This is a genomic window from Achromobacter sp. ISS7, from assembly GCF_056523125.1.
On the sequence record NZ_JAWRZD010000001.1, the window covers coordinates 709404 to 728010 of the forward strand.

Below are 18607 nucleotides of genomic sequence, written 5' to 3' on the forward strand. Positions count from 1 at the left end.
TTTTAGCGTCATAGCAATACCCTGGTCATGGAAACCGTCGAACGAATCAACCTGTTGGGGCTGGATGCCTCCGCCCTGTCCGAACTCGTCGGGCAGTGGGGCGGCAAGCCGTTTCGCGCCCGTCAGCTGCAGCGCTGGATGCACCAGCGCGGCGCCGATTCGTTCGACGCCATGACCGACCTGGCCCGCGATTTCCGCGGCCAGCTGGCGTCGCGTTGCGTCATCGAGGCGCTGGCGGTCAACACCGAGCAACGCTCGTCGGACGGCACCCGCAAGTGGCTGTTCGACGTGGGGCAGGGCAACGCCATCGAAACCGTCTTCATCCCCGAAGACGACCGCGGCACGTTGTGCATCTCCAGCCAGGCCGGCTGCGTGGTGAACTGCCGTTTCTGCTCGACCGGGCACCAGGGGTTCAACCGCAACCTCAAGACCAGCGAGATCATCGGCCAGCTGTGGTGGGCCAAGCGCGTGCTGGAAGCCGACATCGGCACCGCGCGCCTGGAAAGCGCCCGCGCCACCGAAGATACCCGCGTCATCAGCAACGTGGTCATGATGGGCATGGGCGAGCCCCTGCTCAACTACGACCAGGTGCTGCCGGCCCTGCGCCTGATGCTCGACGACAACGCCTATGGCCTGTCGCGCCGCCGCGTCACGGTGTCCACCTCGGGCGTGGTGCCCATGATGGACCGCCTGTCGCAGGACTGTCCGGTGGCACTGGCCGTGTCGCTGCATGCGCCCAACGACGCGCTGCGCGACGAGCTGGTGCCGCTGAACAAGAAATACCCGTTGAAGGAGTTGCTGGCCGCGTGCGAACGCTACCTGGCTTTCGCCCCGCGCGACTTCATCACGTTTGAATACTGCATGCTGGACGGCATCAACGATACCGACCAGCACGCCAAGGAACTGATAAACATCGCACGCCAGATCCGCTGCAAGCTCAATCTGATCCCGTTCAATCCCTTCCCCGCGTCCGGCCTGAAGCGTTCGCAGACGGCCCGCGTCAAGGTGTTCGCCCAGCGTCTGATGGACGCCGGCATCATCACGACGGTTCGCAAGACCCGGGGGGACGATATCGATGCCGCTTGTGGTCAACTGGCCGGAGAAGTGCGCGACCGTACCCGGATCACCGAACGGAACGCCGCGCAGCGCCAGACCATACCAATTAGACAGGTGCATGCATGACGCAGGATATCGCTTCTGCAGTTTCAGAAACGCCCGCGGGCGCAGGGGATTCGGGCAAGGTGGGCTCGGCGCTGCGCACGCTGCGCCAGTCCAAGGGCTGGTCGCTCGAGGAAGTGTCCAGCCGCATCAAGTTCTCGGCCAAGCAGATCGAGGCCCTCGAGAACGAACAGTGGGGCGAGCTGCCCACCGGCGTCTCGCTGCGCGGCCTGATCCGCAACTACGCCCGCATGCTGGGCGCCGATTCCCAGGCCATCGTCGATTCGCTCGACCCCAAGGCCCGCGTCACCGGCCCGGTCAAGCTGAGCCCGGGCGCGCTGCATTCGGCGCATTCCATTCCCCAGTCGAGCGCGGACGACGATCGCGGGTCCTCGACCTCCTGGGGCTGGCTGATCGCCATCGTGCTGGTGCTGGCCGCCGGCGTCGCCTACGCCTTCTGGCAAGGCTGGCTGCCGCAGCAGTGGCTGGCGTTCGACTGGCTCCCCAAGCTGTCCAAGTAAATACCGGTTTAGCCGATGCAAGATTCCTCTCTGCCTTGCCAGGATGCGCCGCCGCCCTCAGTGGGCGCGGCTTCCCGCCGCGTCACGCGTTCGGTGGCGGTGAAGTGGGGCGACCGCACGGTCATGATCGGCGGCGACGCGCCGGTGGTGGTCCAGTCCATGACCAACACCGACACCGCCGACGCCATCGCCACGGCGATCCAGGTCAAGGAACTGGCGCTGGCCGGTTCCGAGATGGTGCGCATCACCGTCAATACGCCCGAGGCCGCCAAGGAAGTCATGGCGATCCGCGAGCAGCTCGACCGCATGGGCGTGGACGTGCCGCTGGTGGGCGACTTCCACTACAACGGCCACAAGCTGCTGACGCAATTCCCGGACTGCGCCCAGGCGCTGTCCAAGTACCGCATCAATCCCGGCAACATGGGCGGCGGCAAGCGTCGTGACGACAACTTCGCCCAGATGATCGAGGTGGCTTGCCGCTACGACAAGCCGGTGCGCATCGGCGTGAACTGGGGCAGCCTGGACCACGAGCTGATGGCGCGCAAGATGGACGAGAACAGCCGCCGCGCCCAGCCCTGGGAAGCGCAGGCGGTGATGCGCGACGCGCTGGTGGTGTCCGCCATCAGCAACGCCCAGCGCGCCGAGGAACTCGGCCTGCGCCGCGACGCCATCATCCTGTCGTGCAAGGTCAGCCACGTGCAGGACCTGATCACGGTCTACCGCGACCTGTCGGCGCGTTGCGACTATCCGCTGCACCTGGGCCTGACCGAGGCCGGCATGGGCAGCAAGGGCATCGTCGCCTCGACCGCGGCGCTGGCCGTGCTGCTGCAGCAGGGCATCGGCGACACCATCCGCATCTCGCTGACGCCGGAACCCGGCGGCGACCGCGGCCGCGAAGCCGTGGTGGCGCAGGAAATCCTGCAGACCATGGGCCTGCGCGCGTTCACGCCCATGGTGGTGGCCTGCCCCGGTTGCGGCCGCACCAGCAGCACGTTCTTCCAGGAACTGGCCGATAGCATCCAGTCCTACCTGCGCCGGCAGATGCCGGTGTGGCGCGCCCAATACCCCGGCGTCGAAAGCATGAACGTCGCGGTCATGGGCTGTGTGGTCAACGGGCCTGGCGAAAGCCGCCACGCGGACATCGGCATCAGCCTGCCGGGCACCGGCGAGGTGCCGGCCGCGCCGGTGTTCGTCGACGGCGAGCGCACGGTCACCCTGAAGGGCGACCATATCGCCGAAGAATTCCAGGCCATCGTTGAAGACTACGTGGCGCGCCGCTATGGCGCGCTCGCCTCTCATTAAAGAAAGGGTGTGGCCGCGAGGCGCGCTTGCCAGCGCGCGGGGCGGCATGATCAAGATGACTCAAGCTTTCCAGAAAGTCGCCGCGATCCGCGGCATGAATGACCTGCTGCCAGGGCCCAGCGCCCGCTGGGAGCAATTCGAGGAAATCGTGCGCGGCTGGCTGCGCGGCTACGGCTATCGCAATGTGCGTACGCCCGTGCTTGAGCATACGCGCCTGTTCACGCGCGGCATCGGCGAAGTGACCGACATCGTCGAAAAAGAGATGTACACGTTCACCGATGCGCTCAACGGCGAATCGCTGACCATGCGGCCCGAGATGACCGCCGGCATCGTGCGCGCCTCGATCGAGCACAACCTGCTGTACGACCGTCCGCAGCGCGTCTACTCGATCGGCCCGGTGTTCCGCCACGAGCGCCCGCAGCGCGGCCGCTACCGCCAGTTCCACCAGATCGACGTCGAGGCCCTGGGCTTCGCCGGTCCCGACGTGGACGCCGAACTGATCGTCATGCTGGCCCGCCTGTGGAAGCTGCTGGGCCTGACCGACGTGCGCCTGGAGCTGAACTCGCTGGGCCAGCCGGCCGAGCGCGCCGCGCATCGCGCCGCGCTGATCGCGCACCTGGAAAAGCACAGCGATATCCTGGACGAGGACGGCAAGCGCCGCCTCTACACCAACCCGCTGCGCGTGCTGGACACCAAGAACCCCGCCATGCAGGAAATGGCCGACAGCGCCCCGCGCCTGTTCGACTTCCTGGGCGAGGAATCGCGCGCCCACTTCGACGGCGTGTGCCAGCGCCTGACCGACGCCGGCATCGAATACCGCCTCAACCCGCGCCTGGTGCGCGGGCTCGACTACTACAACCTGACCGTCTTCGAATGGGTCACCGACCGCCTGGGTTCCCAGGGCACGGTGTGCGGCGGCGGCCGCTACGACGGCCTGATCGAACTGCTGGGCGGCAAGGCCGCGCCGGCCGTCGGCTTCGCCATCGGCATGGAGCGCTTGCTGGACCTGTGGGAACAGAGCGTGCAGGTCGAGGCCCCGGCCGAGTGCGACGTCTATGTCGTGCACCAGGGCGAAGACGCGCAGCGCCTGGCCGCCCGGGTCGGCGAAGACCTGCGCGACGCCGGCCTGTCGGTGGTGGTGCATGCCGGCGCCGCCAGCTTCAAGTCCCAATTCAAGCGCGCCGACGCCAGCGGCGCCCGGGTTGCGGTTATCCTTGGCGCCGATGAAGTGGCTTCGCAGACCGCCAGCATCAAATTCCTGCGCGCCGACGCCCAAGGCGATGGCGCGCAGCAGCAAGTCCCGTTGGCGGGCTTGGCCGACGTACTGAAGAATCTCAAGGGTTAGGGCATGGCATACGATCTGGAAGAACAGGAAAAACTCGACGCGATCAAGGCGTGGTGGGCTCGCTACGGCACGCTGGTGCTGTCGCTGGTGGCCGCCGTGGCGGTGGCCTGGGGCGGCTGGTGGGGCTCGAAGGCCTACCAATCGCACAAGGCCAACCAGGCCATGGGTTATTTCGAGGCGCTCGAAGACGCGGCCCGCCTGGGCGGCGCTGATTCCTCGGTGCGCATCAAGGCCGCCGCGGCGACCCTGCGCGACCAATACGGCTCGACCGGCTACGCCACCCGTGGCGCGCTGGTGGCGGCCCAGGCGCTGCAGGCCCAGAAGGACGTCGACGGCGCCCGCCAGCAGCTCGAATGGCTGGCCGGCCAGACCAAGAACCCGTCCATGCAGGCCGTCGCCCGGCTGCGCCTGGCGGGCCTGCTGCTGGACCAGAAGCAATACGACGCCGCGCTGGGCCAGCTGAACAACGCCCCGGCCGCGTTCGCCGCCTTGTTCGCCGACCGCCGTGGCGATATCCTCGCGGCGCAAGGCAAGCGCGAGGACGCGCGTGCCGCATGGCAAAGCGCCATTGATGGCCTGGGCACGGCGAATCCGCTGACCCAGGTTGTGCAACTGAAACTGGATGCCCTGAGCGGAGCGTGACTGTAATGCGTAAATTTGCCTTTGGCCGGACGTGGCGTGGCGCGGTTTGCCTGACGGGCGTGCTCGCCCTGGGCGGTTGCGGCCTGTTTTCCCATGACGACGGCCGTTACGACCCCGCTCCCCTGACCGAATACAAGGCCGGCATGTCGGTGCGCCAGGTCTGGTCGACCTCGATCGGCAGCGGTTCCGGCCTGGGCTTCGCGCCCACGGTGCTGGAAAACGCCATCTACGCCGCCACGCCCGATGGCTCGGTCGGCAAGTTCGACCTGCAAAGCGGCCGTCCCATCTGGAAGTCGCAGGCCGGCGTGAAGCTGACCGCGGGCGCCGGCAGCGACGGCACCACCACGGCCGTGGCCTCGCCCGACGGCGACGTGGTCGCCTTCGACGACAGCGGCAAGGTCAAATGGAAGGTGCGCGCCACCAGCGACGTCAACATCCCGCCGGTGGTGGGCTATGGCATCGTCGTGGTCCGCAGCGGCGACTACCGCATCCAGGCCTTCGACGCCAACAGCGGCGAGCGCCTCTGGAGCGTGCAGCGTCCCGGCCCGGCGCTGGCCCTGCGCAGCGCCGCGCAGATGGTGCTGGCCGAAGGCCTCGTCATCACCGGCCTGCCCGGCGGCAAGATGATGGCCATCGCCTCCGACAGCGGCAACGTGCAATGGGAAGGCACCGTCGCCACCCCGCGCGGCGCCAGCGACCTGGAACGCCTGACCGACGTGGTCGGCGCGCCCCGCATCGCCGGCAACCTGCTTTGCGCGGTGGCCTACCAAGGGCGTATCGTGTGCTTTGACGTCACGGCCGGCGGCCGTCCGATCTGGGCCAAGGACTTCTCCAGCGTCAGCGGCATGACCCTGGACCAGCGCTTTGCCTACTCGGCCGACCAGAACAGCGTGGTCAACGCCTTCGCGCTGGACAACGGCGGCAACGTCTGGAAGCAGGCCGCGCTGAAGAACCGCCAGCTCACCGTGCCGGCCCTGCTGGGCGGCGCGCTCGCGGTCGGCGACCTGGATGGCTATGTGCATTTCCTGTCGCGCAGCGATGGCAGCCTGATGGCGCGCCTGTCCGTGGGCGGCGGTGCCATCGTTTCGCCGCCGCAGACGACTTCCCAAGGTGTGCTGGTCCAGACGGGCAATGGCAATCTCGTCCTGATCGGCACCAACTAAACCCTCAAGAACAAAGCCTTACACCGTGTCTTTCAAGCCTGTCGTTGCCCTGGTCGGCCGCCCCAACGTGGGGAAATCGACCCTATTCAATCGCCTGACGCGATCGCGCGCCGCGCTGGTGGCCGATTTTTCCGGCCTGACCCGCGATCGCCATTACGGCGAGGGCAGGGTGGGCGATATCCCCTTCATCGCCATCGACACGGGCGGTTTCGAGCCGGTCGCCAAGGACGGCATCCTGCTGGAAATGGCGCGCCAGACCCGGCAGGCCATCGCCGAGGCCGACGTCGTCGTGTTCCTGGTGGACGCCCGCGCCGGCCTCAACGCGCATGACCACGAAATCGCCACGCTGCTGCGCAAGTCGGGGCAGCAGCGCGTGCTGCTGGCGGTGAACAAGGCCGAAGGCATGGGGGCGGGCGCCGCCATCGCCGAATTCCACGAGCTGGGCCTGGGGCAACCCTATCCCATCTCGGCGGCGCACGGCGACGGCATCGTCGACCTGATCGAACTCGCGCTGCAGGACCTGGCCGAGCCGCCCGCCGAGGAAGAGGAAGCGGCCGAAGAGGGCGAGCACGACCACCGCATCAAGCTGGCCATCGTGGGCCGCCCCAACGTCGGCAAGTCCACGCTGATCAACACGCTGATGGGCGAAGAGCGCGTGATCGCGTTCGACATGCCCGGCACCACCCGCGACGCCATCGAGATCGACTTCGAGCGCGATGGCCGCCGCTACACGCTGATCGACACCGCCGGCCTGCGCAAGCGCGGCAAGGTGTTCGAGGCGGTCGAGAAGTTCTCCGTCATCAAGACGCTGCAGGCCATCGAGGCCAGCAACGTCGTGCTGCTGATGCTGGACGCGCAGACCGAAATCTCCGAGCAGGACGCCCACATCGCCGGCTTCGTGCTGGAAACCGGCCGCGCCGTGGTCCTGGCCATCAACAAGTGGGACGGCCTGGACGGCGAGGAAAAGGAACGCATCGAGCGCGAATTCATGCGCAAGCTGCGCTTCCTGTCGTTCGCCCGCGTGCACACCATCTCGGCCTTGCGCGGGCAGGGCATCAAGCCGCTGCTCAAGTCGGTCAACGCCGCCCACGCCGCCGCCTTCGCCAAGCTGTCCACGCCCAAGCTGACGCGCGAACTGCAGGCCGCCGTCGAGCAGCAGCCGCCGCCCCGCAAGGGCATCTTCCGTCCCAAGATGCGCTATGCGCACCAGGGCGGACAGAACCCCCCGCTGGTGGTCATCCACGGCAACGCCCTCGACTCGGTGCCCGATTCGTACCGCCGCTACCTGGAAACCCGTTTCCGCAACGCCTTCGATCTGGCCGGCACGCCGCTGCGGATCGAGTTCAAGTCTTCGCACAACCCCTACGCGCAGGAAAGCTGATCCATGAGCCGTTTCTGGAGTCCCGTGGTCGGGACGCTCAGTCCGTATGTCCCGGGCGAGCAGCCCAAGCTTCAGAACCTGGTCAAGCTCAATACCAACGAGCATCCCTACGGGCCGTCGCCCAAGGTGCTCGAGGCGATCCGCGCGGCGTGCGACGACACGCTCAAGCTTTATCCCGATCCGTCGTCCGACCGCCTGCGCCAGGCGGTGGCGACGGCCGTCGGCGTGGCGCCGGCCAGCGTCTTCGTGGGCAACGGCTCGGATGAAGTGCTGGCGCACGCCTTCCTGGCGCTGCTCAAGCACGAGCGTCCGCTGCGCTTTCCCGACATCACCTACAGCTTCTATCCCGTCTATTGCGGCCTGTACGGCATCGATTACGAGACGCTGCCGCTGACGGAAGATTTCCGCATCGACGTCGAAGACTACCTGCCGGGCCGCCATGGCCAGGCCGGCGCCATCATCTTCCCCAATCCCAACGCGCCCACCGGCCGCGCGCTGACGCTGGCGGAGATCGAGCGCGTGCTGGCGGGCAACCCGGATTGCGTGGTGGTGGTGGACGAGGCCTACGTCGATTTCGGCGCCGAATCGGCCATCCCGCTGACCACGCGCTACGACAACCTGCTGGTCATCCAGACGCTGTCCAAATCGCGTTCGCTGGCCGGCCTGCGGGTCGGTTTCGCGGTTGGCAGCCCGGCGCTGATCGACGGCCTGGAGCGCGTCAAGAACAGCTTCAATTCCTATCCGGTGGATCGCCTGGCCTCGGCCGGCGCGGTCGCCGCGCTCGAGGACGTCGACTACTTCGAACAGACCCGCCAGGCGGTGATCCAGACCCGCGGGCGGATGACGGCCGGCCTGCAGGCCCTGGGCTTCGAGGTGCTGCCGTCCAGCGCCAACTTCGTGTTCACCCGGCACGCCTCGCGCGATGCCGCCGCGCTGGCCGCCGGCCTGCGCGAGCGCAGCATCATCGTGCGCCATTTCCGCCTGCCGCGCATAGACCAGTTTCTGCGTATTACAGTGGGCACGGACGAGCAGTGCGAATTGCTTCTGAAAGCGCTCGCCGAGCTCGTCTGAACCCCGGCTGAAGGGCCCTTCCGGCGGAAAACTCTGGTGTCATCTTTTGCATCCGACACAAGTAGCACGGGCCGGGAAAACCCTGTAGAGTACATGTTTCGACGTGCCCCACCTGTAAAAAGCGCGTCATCACTCAATAACAAACAAATGGAGCCTGGCCAATGAGCAATAAAGGGCAAACTCTGCAAGATCCGTTCCTGAACACGCTGCGCAAGGATCATGTGCCGGTGTCGATCTACCTGGTGAACGGTATCAAGCTTCAAGGGCAAATCGAATCTTTCGACCAATACGTGGTGCTGCTGCGTAACACGGTCACGCAAATGGTCTACAAGCACGCCATTTCCACCGTTGTTCCCGCCCGCGCCGTGAATTTTCAGGTGGAAGTCCCTGCTGAGTAATCTCGCTCCCGCAGTACCTTTTATTGCCCGCCGGACGTTCCACGTCGGCGGGCATTTTCGCTTTGGCTCCAAAATGGTGCATGTATGCGCGCACTGATCATCAGCGTGGATCTGGGTGATCCCGACTTCACGGCACACGCCGAGGAATTCGCCATGCTGGCCAAGGGCGCCGGCGCGGAAATCGTCGGCACGCTCACGGCCCGCCGCGACCGTCCCGACGCCAAGTTCTTCATCGGTTCCGGCAAGGCCGATGAGGGCGTGGGCATGGCCCAGGCGCTGCTGGCCGACATCGTCTTGTTCGACCAGCCCCTGTCGCCGGCCCAGCAGCGCAACCTGGAACGGGTCTTCAACCTGCGCGTGGTGGATCGCGTGGCGTTGATCCTGGACATCTTCGCGCTGCGCGCCAAGAGCCACGAAGGCAAGCTGCAGGTCGAACTGGCGCAGTTGCAGCATCTGGCCACGCGCCTGACGCGCATGTGGAGCCACTTGGAACGTCAGCGCGGCGGTATTGGCATGCGCGGCCCCGGCGAATCGCAGCTCGAAATGGACCGCCGCATGATCGGCGCCAAGGTCAAGACGCTGCGCGAGCGCCTGGACCGGGTCGAGCGCCAGCGTGTCACGCAGCGCCGCGCGCGGGCCCGGGGCGGCGCCCTGTCGGTGTCGCTGGTGGGGTACACCAACGCCGGCAAGTCGACACTATTCAACGCCTTGACCCGCGCCGACACCTACGCGGCGGACCAGTTGTTCGCCACGCTCGACACGACCACCCGTCGCATCTGGATCGAAGGGGCGGGCAACGTGGTGGTGTCGGATACCGTGGGCTTCATCCGCGACCTGCCTCACGACCTGATCGCCGCGTTCCGCGCCACGCTCGAAGAGACCGTGCACGCCGACCTGCTGCTGCACGTGGTCGACGCCGCCAGTCCGCAGCGCGACGAGCAGATCTTCGAGGTCAACAAGGTGCTGGCGGAAATCGGGGCTGCCTCGATTCCCACCATTCTGGTATACAACAAGATCGACCGTGCTGGCCTGGAACCCCGGGCGGAGCGCGACGCCCATGGTACGATTGCGCGAGTATTTGTAAGCGCCACCGAGCGCGCCGGTTTGGACGCGTTGCGCGGGGCAATTGCGGAGACCGGACAGATTGTGGGAAACAATGCCTCGAATTATCAAACTCTTCAATCTGAATGACCCCGGCTGGGGTCGTGGAAACAACAATGGCTCCGAGCCGCCGCCCAAGCGGCCCCAAGGCAACGGAGACGGTCCGCCCGACCTCGACGAGGTCTGGCGCGATTTCAATAATCGCATCGGATCGTTGTTCGGCCGCAAGGGCGGGGGTGGCAACAACCGCCCCGGTGGCAATCGCGGTGGCATGACGCCGCCGTCGCCGCGGGGCGCGCGCATCGGACTGGGAGTGATCGCCCTGGTCGCGGTCGGCATCTGGGCGGCCAGTGGCTTCTATATCGTCCAGGAAGGCCAGGTCGCCGTCGTCACCCAGTTCGGCAAGTACAAGAGCACGTCGCAGGCCGGTTTCCAATGGCGCCTGCCGTACCCCATCCAGAGCCATGAAATGGTCAACGTGTCGCAACTGCGCACGTTCGAAGTCGGTTTCCGTGGCGGCGCCCGCAACAAGGTGCTGCCCGAGGCGCTAATGCTCACGACGGACGAGAACATCGTCGACATGCAGTTCGTCGTGCAATACCGCCTGCGCGCCGATGGCGCGCCCGACTACCTGTTCATGACCCGCGACCCGGACGATTCCGTGCGTCAGGCGTCCGAAACCGCCATGCGCGAAGTGGTCGGCAAGCAGTCCATGGACTTCGTGCTGTACGAAGGCCGGACCACCGTCGCCACCCAGGTCCAGGCGCTGATGCAGCAGATCCTGGATCGCTACCAGACCGGCGTGCAGATCAGCACCGTCGCCATCCAGAACGTGCAGCCGCCTGAACAGGTGCAGGCCGCGTTCGACGACGCCGTCAAGGCCGGTCAGGATCGCGAACGCCAGATCAACGAAGGCCAGGCCTACGCCAACCAGGTCGTGCCGCTCGCCAGCGGCCAGGCCTCGCGCATGATGGAGCAGGCCGAGGGCTACCGCGCCAAGGTCACGGGCGACGCGCAGGGTAATACCGCGCGCTTCACCAGCATCCTGGGCGAATACGAGAAGGCGCCGCAGGTCATGCGTCAGCGCATGTACCTGGAAAGCATGCAGGAGATCTTCACTCGCGCCAGCAAGGTCATGGTCGACACCAAGAGCAACAACAACATGTTGTACCTGCCCTTGGACAAGATCATGCATCTGGCCGCGCAAGACGCCAGCAAGGCCGCTGCCGGCAGCGCCGGTTCGTCGACCCTGATCAATCCGCCCGCCCAGTCGCCGCTCCGCGGCAACGTGGCGCCGGCCCCGCAACCCTCCGGCAGCAGCAATAGCAACGCGCTGCCCCGCGACCGCCAGTCGCGCTAACCCGGAGGATTCTTGATCATGCAACGTCTTATGCCCATCCTGGTCGGCCTGCTCATCGTGCTGGCCGCCCTTTCTTCCTGCGTGTTCGTGGTGCGCGAGCGCGACTACGCCCTGGTGTTCTCGCTGGGTGAAGTGCGCAAGGTCATCAGCGAGCCCGGCCTGTACTTCAAGGCGCCGCCGCCGTTCCAGAACGTGGTGACGCTGGACAAGCGCATCCTGACCATCGAAACCAACGAAGCCGAGCGCATCCAGACTTCCGAAAAGAAGAACCTGCTGATCGACTCGTACGTCAAGTGGCGCATCGCGGATCCCCGCCTGTACTACGTGACCTTCGGCGGCAACGAACGCGCCGCGCAGGAACGCCTGCAAGCGCAGATCCGCGACGCGCTCAACGCCTCGGTCAACGTGCGCACGGTGCGCGACGTGGTCTCGACCGAACGCGACAAGATCATGGCCGAAATCCTGACCAACGTCGCCAAGCGCGCCGAGCCGTTGGGCGTGCAGATCGTCGACGTGCGCCTGCGCCGCATCGAGTTCGCGCCCGAGATCTCGGAATCGGTGTACCGCCGCATGGAAGCCGAACGTACCCGCGTCGCCAACGAGCTGCGCTCGATCGGCGCCGCCGAGGGCGAGAAGATCCGCGCCGAAGCCGACCGCCAACGCGAAGTGATCGTGGCCCAGGCCTACGCCAAGGCCCAGACGATCATGGGCGAGGGCGATGCCGCGGCCGCCGCGATCTACTCGCAGGCCTACGGCAAGAACCCGCAGTTCTACACGTACTACAAGAGCCTGGAAGCCTACCGCGCTTCGTTCTCGAAGCCGGGCGACGTGCTGGTGGTCGACCCCAGCTCCAGCTTCTTCCAGTTCATGAAGGACCCCACCGGCCAGGCCCTGGCCCCGGTGACCGTGCCCGCCAAGTAAGGCGGCGCCTTAAGCGGTATCCCAAAGCCCCTTGGCCTGCGCCAAGGGGCTTTTTCCTGGCGGGCAGGCCAGGCCGCCGCGCGCGGCGAGGCAATCGGGGACGGTGTTGCGCTGCTGGCTTTCCCGGCTGGCGCTGTCGGCTGAACCATGTACAATACCCCGTAAGCTAGAAAACATTCCGCAGCGGCTGAGCGGGCTTACGCCCCCTCAGCCGCTTTTCGTTTTGGCGACGCCCACGCATCTCTAGGCGTTATTCAGGTAAACATTCATGGGTAACTGGTTGCTGCCCGAGAGCCTTGCCGACGTACTTCCGGCAGAGGCCCGGCGCATCGAGGAAGTGCGCCGCGAACTTCTCGATCTGTACCGTACTTACGGCTTCGAGCTGGTCGCGCCGCCCCTGGTCGAGTACATCGATTCATTGCTGTCCGGCACCGGCAGCGATCTGGATCTGCGTACCTGCAAGCTGGTTGACCAGCTGTCGGGTCGCACGCTGGGCGTTCGCGCCGACATGACTCCCCAGGTCACGCGCATCGACGCGCACTTGTTGAACCGCGCCGGCGTGACCCGCCTGTGCTATTGCGGCAACGTGCTGCATGCCCGCCCGGCGGACCTGCTGTCCAGCCGCGAGCTGCTGCAGATCGGCGCTGAAATTTACGGTCATGCCGGTTTCGAGGCCGACCTCGAGATCATCCAGCTGGTGCTGGAAACGGTGGCCATCGCCGGTGTGCGCAATCCGCGCCTGGTGCTGTGCCATCCGGGCGTGCTGCGCGGCATCGTCGAAGCCGATCCGGCCGCCGCCGCGGTCTCGCAGGAAGTCATCCGCCTGATGCGCGAGAAAGACGTGCCGGGCCTGACCGAACTGGCCGCGCGTACTCCCGGCATGCGCGCTGAAACGCTCAAGGCGTTGCAGCTGCTGCCCAAGCTTTACGGCGGTCCCGAAGTGCTGAAGCGGGCCCGCCACGACCTGCCGCTGCTGCCCGGCGTCGTCGCCGCGCTGGATGCGCTGCAGGTGCTGCTGGATGGCCAGCCGAACGTCGACTTCGGTGTCGACCTGGCGGACGTGGACGGCTACGGCTACCACTCCGGCATCAAGTTCGCGCTGTACGCCGAAGGCTGGCGCGATGCGCTGGTGCGCGGCGGCCGCTACGACGATGTCAGTCTGGCGTTCGGGCGCGCGCGCCCGGCCACCGGCTTCAGTCTGGATTTACGCAAGCTGGCGGCGGGTTTGCCGCCGGCGGAACGGGCGCGTGCGGTTCGCGCGCCCTGGGGGCAAGCCCCCGCCCTGGTCGAGGCGGTCCGCCGCCTGCGCCGGTCAGGGGAAATTGTCGTTCAGGTATTGCCCGGTCACGAGCAGGATCAGGACGAATTCGTTTGCGATCGCGAGCTGGCGCTGCAGGATGGCGCCTGGACGGTCAGAACGCTGTGACTAACTCCCTCTCGGCAACGAGAGGGCCGCGGGGAGATTTCCGGATTTCCCGAGAAACTCGATATTGATTCGTAACATGAGCAAGAACGTAGTCGTAATCGGCACCCAGTGGGGTGACGAGGGCAAGGGCAAGATCGTCGATTGGCTGGCGGAATCCGTCCAGGGCGTGGTCCGCTTCCAGGGCGGCCACAACGCCGGCCACACGCTGTGGATCAATGGCAAGAAGACGATTCTTCGCCTGATCCCGTCGGGCATCATGCATCCCGGCGTCACCTGCTTCATCGGCAACGGCGTGGTGCTGTCGCCCGAGGCCCTGCTCAAGGAAATCGAAGAGCTCGAGGCCGCCGGCCTGGACGTGCGTTCGCGTCTGCGCATCTCCGAGATCTGCCCGCTGATCCTGCCGTACCACGTGGCCGTCGACAAGGCCCGTGAAGCGCGCAAGGGCGATGGCAAGATCGGCACGACCGGTCGCGGCATCGGCCCGGCCTACGAAGACAAGGTCGCCCGCCGCGCGCTGCGCGTGCAGGACCTGTTCAATCCCGCGCTGTTCGACGAGAAGCTCGCCGAAGTGCTCGACTATCACAACTTCGTGCTGACCAAGTACCTCGGCGCCGAAGCCGTGTCGGCCAGCGAAGTGCGCGATCAGGCCATGGCGCTGGCGCCGGCGATCGCCCCGATGGTCGCGGACGTCTCCAGCACGCTGTTCACCATGCAGCAGGAAGGCAAGCGCCTGCTGTTCGAAGGCGCGCAGGGCGCGCTGCTGGATGTCGACCACGGCACCTACCCGTACGTCACCAGCAGCAACTGCGTTGCGGGCGCCGCCTCGGCGGGCGCGGGCGTCGGTCCGCAGTCGCTGGACTACGTCCTGGGCATCACCAAAGCCTACACCACGCGCGTCGGCTCGGGCCCGTTCCCCACGGAACTGGTCGACGAGATCGGCACCCGCCTGGCCACCATCGGCAAGGAATTCGGCTCGGTCACCGGCCGTCCGCGCCGCTGCGGTTGGTTCGACGGCGCCGCGCTCAAGCGCTCGGTCCGCCTGAACGGCATCACCGGCCTGTGCATCACCAAGCTGGACGTGCTCGACGGCCTGGAAACCATCCAGCTGGGCGTCGGCTACCGCGTCAACGGTGAATTCCGCGACGTGCTGCCGTATGGCGCGCATGCCGTGGCGCAAGCCCAGCCGGTGCTCGAAGAGCTGCCGGGCTGGAGCGAATCCACCGTCGGCATCACCGAGTACGACAAGCTGCCCGAGGCCGCCCGTCGCTACCTGGAGCGCGTGGCCGAAGTCTGCGGCGTGCCGATCGACCTGGTGTCCACCGGTCCCGACCGCAACGAAACCATTGTGCTGCGTCATCCCCTGAAGGGCTGACATCGGGTTATTATCCGCAAGGCCGCCGCCGGTCTCATACCGGCGGCGGCCTTTTCGTATTTTCACGCAGGAGATCCTTGCCTATGAGCGCGCCAACCAGTGACGATAGCCATCTGTGGGTGACGTGGGACGATTACAACCGCTTGATCGAGCGCCTGGCCTTGCAGGTGCATCAATCTGGTTGGGAGTTCGACAAGATTTTGTGCCTGGCGCGCGGCGGCATGCGCGTCGGCGACGTCATGTCCCGTATTTTTGATGTGCCGTTGGGCATTCTGGCGACCAGCAGCTACCGCGAAGCCGCGGGCACCAAGCAGGGCGATATGGATATCGCGCAGTTCATCACCATCACGCGCGGCACGCTGTCCGGGCGGGTGTTGCTGGTGGACGACATGGTGGATACCGGCAAGACCTTCATGAAGGTGTACGACCACCTCAAGAGCCAGTTCGCCGACATCACCGAATTGCGCAGCGCCGTGCTGTGGTGGAAGGGGCATTCCCAGGCGCAGCCCGACTATTACGTCGACAAGCTGCCGACCAATCCCTGGATCCACCAGCCTTTCGAAGACTACGACAGCCTGCGTCCGCACCAGCTGGAAGCCTGGATCCGCAAGGGTTCCAAGAGCTGAAGTCATACGGGGACGGATAGTCGGGCGATCCCGGTCGCCGATGCGCGACGGAGTCGTGCGAGGACTGGGCGCCAGACTGTTCCCCCGGTAGTCAAAATAGCCATGACCATGCTAGAATCGCTGGTTATCGCTAAACCGAACTTGGCTTGTTACTCTCTGGGTAGTCTTTGGGTAACGGAAACAGCCAGCGAATTTAGCGCTGCAAGGCTCTTGGCGTTGGCGCCTGGAAGCGGAAAATGAGAGATCGGTGGCCTGGGTTCCAGGTGCGCGTATCTCTTGGCCCGGATGGGCATGCCCGATTACTATATTCGCGTATGCATGGTCTGCGGCCTGGGCTGACAGGCGGTTCGCCGCCGGGAACCCCGTGGCGTTGCTGGTAAGCAAGCCAGGTTTGTCATCAACTTTTGTTACCCTACAAGCAGGCCAATCACTTTATGCCTATCGTTCGACTGAAGGAAAACGAACCGTTTGAAGCCGCTCTGCGCCGCTTCAAGCGCACCATCGAAAAGACCGGTTTGCTCACCGAACTGCGTTCGCGCGAGTTCTATGAGAAGCCCACGGCCGAGCGCAAGCGCAAGCACGCCGCCGCCGTGAAGCGCCACTACAAGCGCATCCGTAGCCAGCAACTGCCCCCGCGCCTGTATTGATTTCTGATTCCAGAATCTATTGATTCCAGAATCATTCATCCAGGAACTACTCGCCCGGGTCGACGTCGTCGATGTAGTCGGGCGGTACGTGCAGTTGCGAAAGGGTGGGGCCAACTTGCTTGGCCTGTGCCCCTTTCATAACGAAAAAAGTCCGTCGTTCACTGTCAGCCCCACCAAGCAGTTCTATCACTGCTTTGGTTGCGGAGCGCATGGCAGTGCCATCACTTTCCTGATGGAACACACGGGCGCCAGTTTCCCCGAAGCCGTGCGCACGCTCGCGGCTTCGGCGGGAATGACGGTCCCCGAAGAAAATCGCAGTCCCCGCCAGCAGCAGGAAACCGCGCGCCGCAAGGCCGAGGAGTCCCGCCACACGCAAGTGCTGGACGCCGCCCAGGCGCATTACCTGAAGCAGTTGCGCGCATCGCCCGCGGCGATCCGCTATCTGAAGCAGCGTGGCCTGACCGGCGAGATTGCCGCGCATTTCGGCCTTGGCTGGTCCGGTACGGACCGTCATGGGCTGTCGCAGGTTTTTCCCAATTACGAAGATCCCACGCTGGTGGAGTCGGGCCTGGTCATCGAGTCCGAGGACGGCCGCCGCTATGACCGCTTCCGCGAACGGGTCATGTTCCCGATCCGCAATGCGCGTGGCAGCCTGATCGGCTTTGGCGGCCGCATCATCGGCAAGGGCGAGCCCAAGTACCTGAACTCGCCGGAAACCCCGCTGTTTTCCAAGGGCCAGGAGCTGTACGGCCTGTGGGAAGCGCGCCAGGCGATCCGCCAGGAAGGTCAGGTCATCGTGGTCGAAGGCTACATGGACGTGGTCGGGCTGGCGCAGCAGGGCATCGCCAATGCCGTCGCCACGCTCGGCACCGCGACCACGCCGGACCACGTCAAGAAGCTGCTGCGCACCAGCGACAAGGTCATCTTCAGCTTCGATGGCGACGGCGCCGGCCGCCGCGCCGCGTGGCGCGCGCTGCAGGCGTGCCTGCCGGTGCTGCGCGACGACATCGCCATCCGCTTCCTGTTCCTGCCGACCGAGCACGATCCGGATTCGTATGTGCGCGAGCTGGGCGCCGAGGCCTTCCGCGCCTGCCTGGGCGAGGCGGTGGCGCTGTCCCGCTTCCTGCTGGACGAGCTGGCCTCGCGCCACAACATGGACGAGGCCGAGGGCCGCGCCAGTTGCCTGCACGAGGCCAAGCCCTTGCTGGCGTCGATCCCTGAATGCGCGTTGCGCGTGCAGATCGAACGCGAGATGGCCAAGCTGGTGCAACTGACGCCCGAGGAAATGGCGCAGGTGCTGGCGCAGCAGCCCGCCAAGCCGTTCGGCGCGCCGGCCAAGCCGGCCGCCGGCGAGGCGGGCGCCGCGGGGCTTGCCGGCCCGGCGGCGACGCACGACGGCGTGCCGCATGATGGCGGCTACGACTTCGCCGGCCACGATTTCCACGACATCCCAGCCGAGGACGGCGAGTATGCCGACTACGGCCAGTTCCCGTCGCAAGGCGGCGAATCGGGCGGCGGCTGGGGCGGTGGCGCCGGCAAGCAGGACTGGAAAGGCAAGGGCGATTGGAAAGGCAAGAGCGACTGGAAGGGCAAGGGCGACTGGAAAGGCGGCAAGGGCAACTGGAAGGGCAAGCGCGATGACGTCGGCGGCTTCGAAGGACGCCGCACCATGCCGTCGCTGGCCAAGCGCCTGTTGAGCCTGTTGCTGGCCCATCCGGAACTGGTCGACTCGATGGGCGACCAGCAGCTTGAAGTCATCGACCACGGCCCCCATCTAGGATTGGTGAGGGACCTGATCATGTTGGCGCAGTCCAGCGGCGCGCGCCATGTGGGCGCCTTGCTGGAAGCGGCCGAGCCGGACTCGGACCTTGCCACGGTGCTCAAGGGATTGCGGGTCGACATCCTGTCGCAGGAGGACCTGCCCGATCCGCAGACCGAGTGGGACGACGCGCTGCGCCGGATCGAATTCGATTCGGCCAAGACGGAAATGGCCAAGCTGGCGGCGGCCGGCCTGGCGAGCGAGGAGGCGCGCAAGCGCTACCTGGAGCTGTCCAGCCGCATGTTGGTGCTCAAAGGTGCCGGCATACGCTAAATGCGGTAAAATCAAGGGTTTTCCCGCCGCGGATCAATATCGGCGCAAGGTCAGCAGCAGGTATGAACGCTGGCTGAGTGT

At 65.9% G+C, this 18607-nt stretch carries 17 protein-coding genes; all 17 read left to right on the plus strand.

Annotation, left to right across the window (positions count from 1 at the left end; translation table 11 throughout):
- Positions 1-27: 27 nt before the first annotated feature.
- Positions 28-1182: a dual-specificity RNA methyltransferase RlmN gene (gene rlmN / locus AC1HFW_RS03205; protein WP_479281753.1), complete on the plus strand. Its 1155-nt coding sequence runs from the start codon at positions 28-30 to the stop codon at positions 1180-1182.
- Complete coding sequence (locus tag AC1HFW_RS03210) at positions 1179-1679, plus strand: helix-turn-helix domain-containing protein (RefSeq protein ID WP_061071875.1); 501 nt, start codon at positions 1179-1181, stop codon at positions 1677-1679. The genes rlmN and AC1HFW_RS03210 overlap by 4 nt, the downstream gene beginning before the upstream one ends.
- 15 nt (positions 1680-1694) lie before the next feature.
- On the plus strand, positions 1695-2981 hold the full coding sequence (gene ispG, locus AC1HFW_RS03215; RefSeq protein ID WP_116521389.1) for a flavodoxin-dependent (E)-4-hydroxy-3-methylbut-2-enyl-diphosphate synthase: 1287 nt from the start codon (positions 1695-1697) through the stop codon (positions 2979-2981).
- Positions 2982-3036: 55 nt separating this feature from the next.
- Positions 3037-4326, plus strand: coding sequence for a histidine--tRNA ligase (gene hisS, locus AC1HFW_RS03220; RefSeq protein WP_104021818.1), 1290 nt, complete (start codon positions 3037-3039; stop codon positions 4324-4326).
- A 3-nt stretch (positions 4327-4329) separates the two neighbouring features.
- Positions 4330-4968, plus strand: coding sequence for a YfgM family protein (locus AC1HFW_RS03225; RefSeq protein WP_006393977.1), 639 nt, complete (start codon positions 4330-4332; stop codon positions 4966-4968).
- Between the two features lie 5 nt (positions 4969-4973).
- On the plus strand, positions 4974-6131 hold the full coding sequence (bamB, locus tag AC1HFW_RS03230) for an outer membrane protein assembly factor BamB (protein ID WP_035360171.1): 1158 nt from the start codon (positions 4974-4976) through the stop codon (positions 6129-6131).
- Between the two features lie 25 nt (positions 6132-6156).
- Complete coding sequence (der, locus tag AC1HFW_RS03235) at positions 6157-7512, plus strand: ribosome biogenesis GTPase Der (RefSeq protein ID WP_006393979.1); 1356 nt, start codon at positions 6157-6159, stop codon at positions 7510-7512.
- A gap of 3 nt (positions 7513-7515) precedes the next feature.
- On the plus strand, positions 7516-8583 hold the full coding sequence (hisC, locus tag AC1HFW_RS03240) for a histidinol-phosphate transaminase (protein WP_061071872.1): 1068 nt from the start codon (positions 7516-7518) through the stop codon (positions 8581-8583).
- A 161-nt stretch (positions 8584-8744) separates the two neighbouring features.
- Positions 8745-8981 (plus strand): RNA chaperone Hfq, encoded by a 237-nt coding sequence (gene hfq / locus AC1HFW_RS03245; RefSeq protein WP_006218585.1) that lies wholly within the window; start codon positions 8745-8747, stop codon positions 8979-8981.
- Between the two features lie 84 nt (positions 8982-9065).
- Positions 9066-10172, plus strand: a complete 1107-nt coding sequence (hflX, locus tag AC1HFW_RS03250; protein WP_061071871.1) for a GTPase HflX — start codon at positions 9066-9068, stop codon at positions 10170-10172.
- The gene (gene hflK / locus AC1HFW_RS03255; protein WP_061071870.1) at positions 10138-11442 is read left to right on the plus strand and encodes an FtsH protease activity modulator HflK; all 1305 of its coding nucleotides are present in this window, start codon (positions 10138-10140) and stop codon (positions 11440-11442) included. Before hflX ends, hflK begins: the two co-directional genes overlap by 35 nt.
- Positions 11443-11460: 18 nt before the next feature.
- Positions 11461-12363 carry a protease modulator HflC gene (gene hflC / locus AC1HFW_RS03260; protein ID WP_024068353.1) on the plus strand — a complete coding sequence of 301 codons (903 nt, stop codon included), beginning with the start codon at positions 11461-11463 and terminating at the stop codon, positions 12361-12363.
- A gap of 268 nt (positions 12364-12631) precedes the next feature.
- Positions 12632-13789: an ATP phosphoribosyltransferase regulatory subunit gene (locus AC1HFW_RS03265; RefSeq protein WP_238888504.1), complete on the plus strand. Its 1158-nt coding sequence runs from the start codon at positions 12632-12634 to the stop codon at positions 13787-13789.
- A 76-nt stretch (positions 13790-13865) separates the two neighbouring features.
- Positions 13866-15161, plus strand: a complete 1296-nt coding sequence (locus tag AC1HFW_RS03270) for an adenylosuccinate synthase (protein ID WP_006393985.1) — start codon at positions 13866-13868, stop codon at positions 15159-15161.
- Positions 15162-15244: 83 nt separating this feature from the next.
- Complete coding sequence (locus tag AC1HFW_RS03275; RefSeq protein WP_006393986.1) at positions 15245-15787, plus strand: phosphoribosyltransferase; 543 nt, start codon at positions 15245-15247, stop codon at positions 15785-15787.
- Positions 15788-16221: 434 nt separating this feature from the next.
- On the plus strand, positions 16222-16434 hold the full coding sequence (gene rpsU, locus AC1HFW_RS03280) for a 30S ribosomal protein S21 (RefSeq protein ID WP_006218592.1): 213 nt from the start codon (positions 16222-16224) through the stop codon (positions 16432-16434).
- Between the two features lie 19 nt (positions 16435-16453).
- Positions 16454-18526, plus strand: a complete 2073-nt coding sequence (gene dnaG / locus AC1HFW_RS03285; RefSeq protein ID WP_479281756.1) for a DNA primase — start codon at positions 16454-16456, stop codon at positions 18524-18526.
- Positions 18527-18607 lie beyond the last annotated feature (81 nt).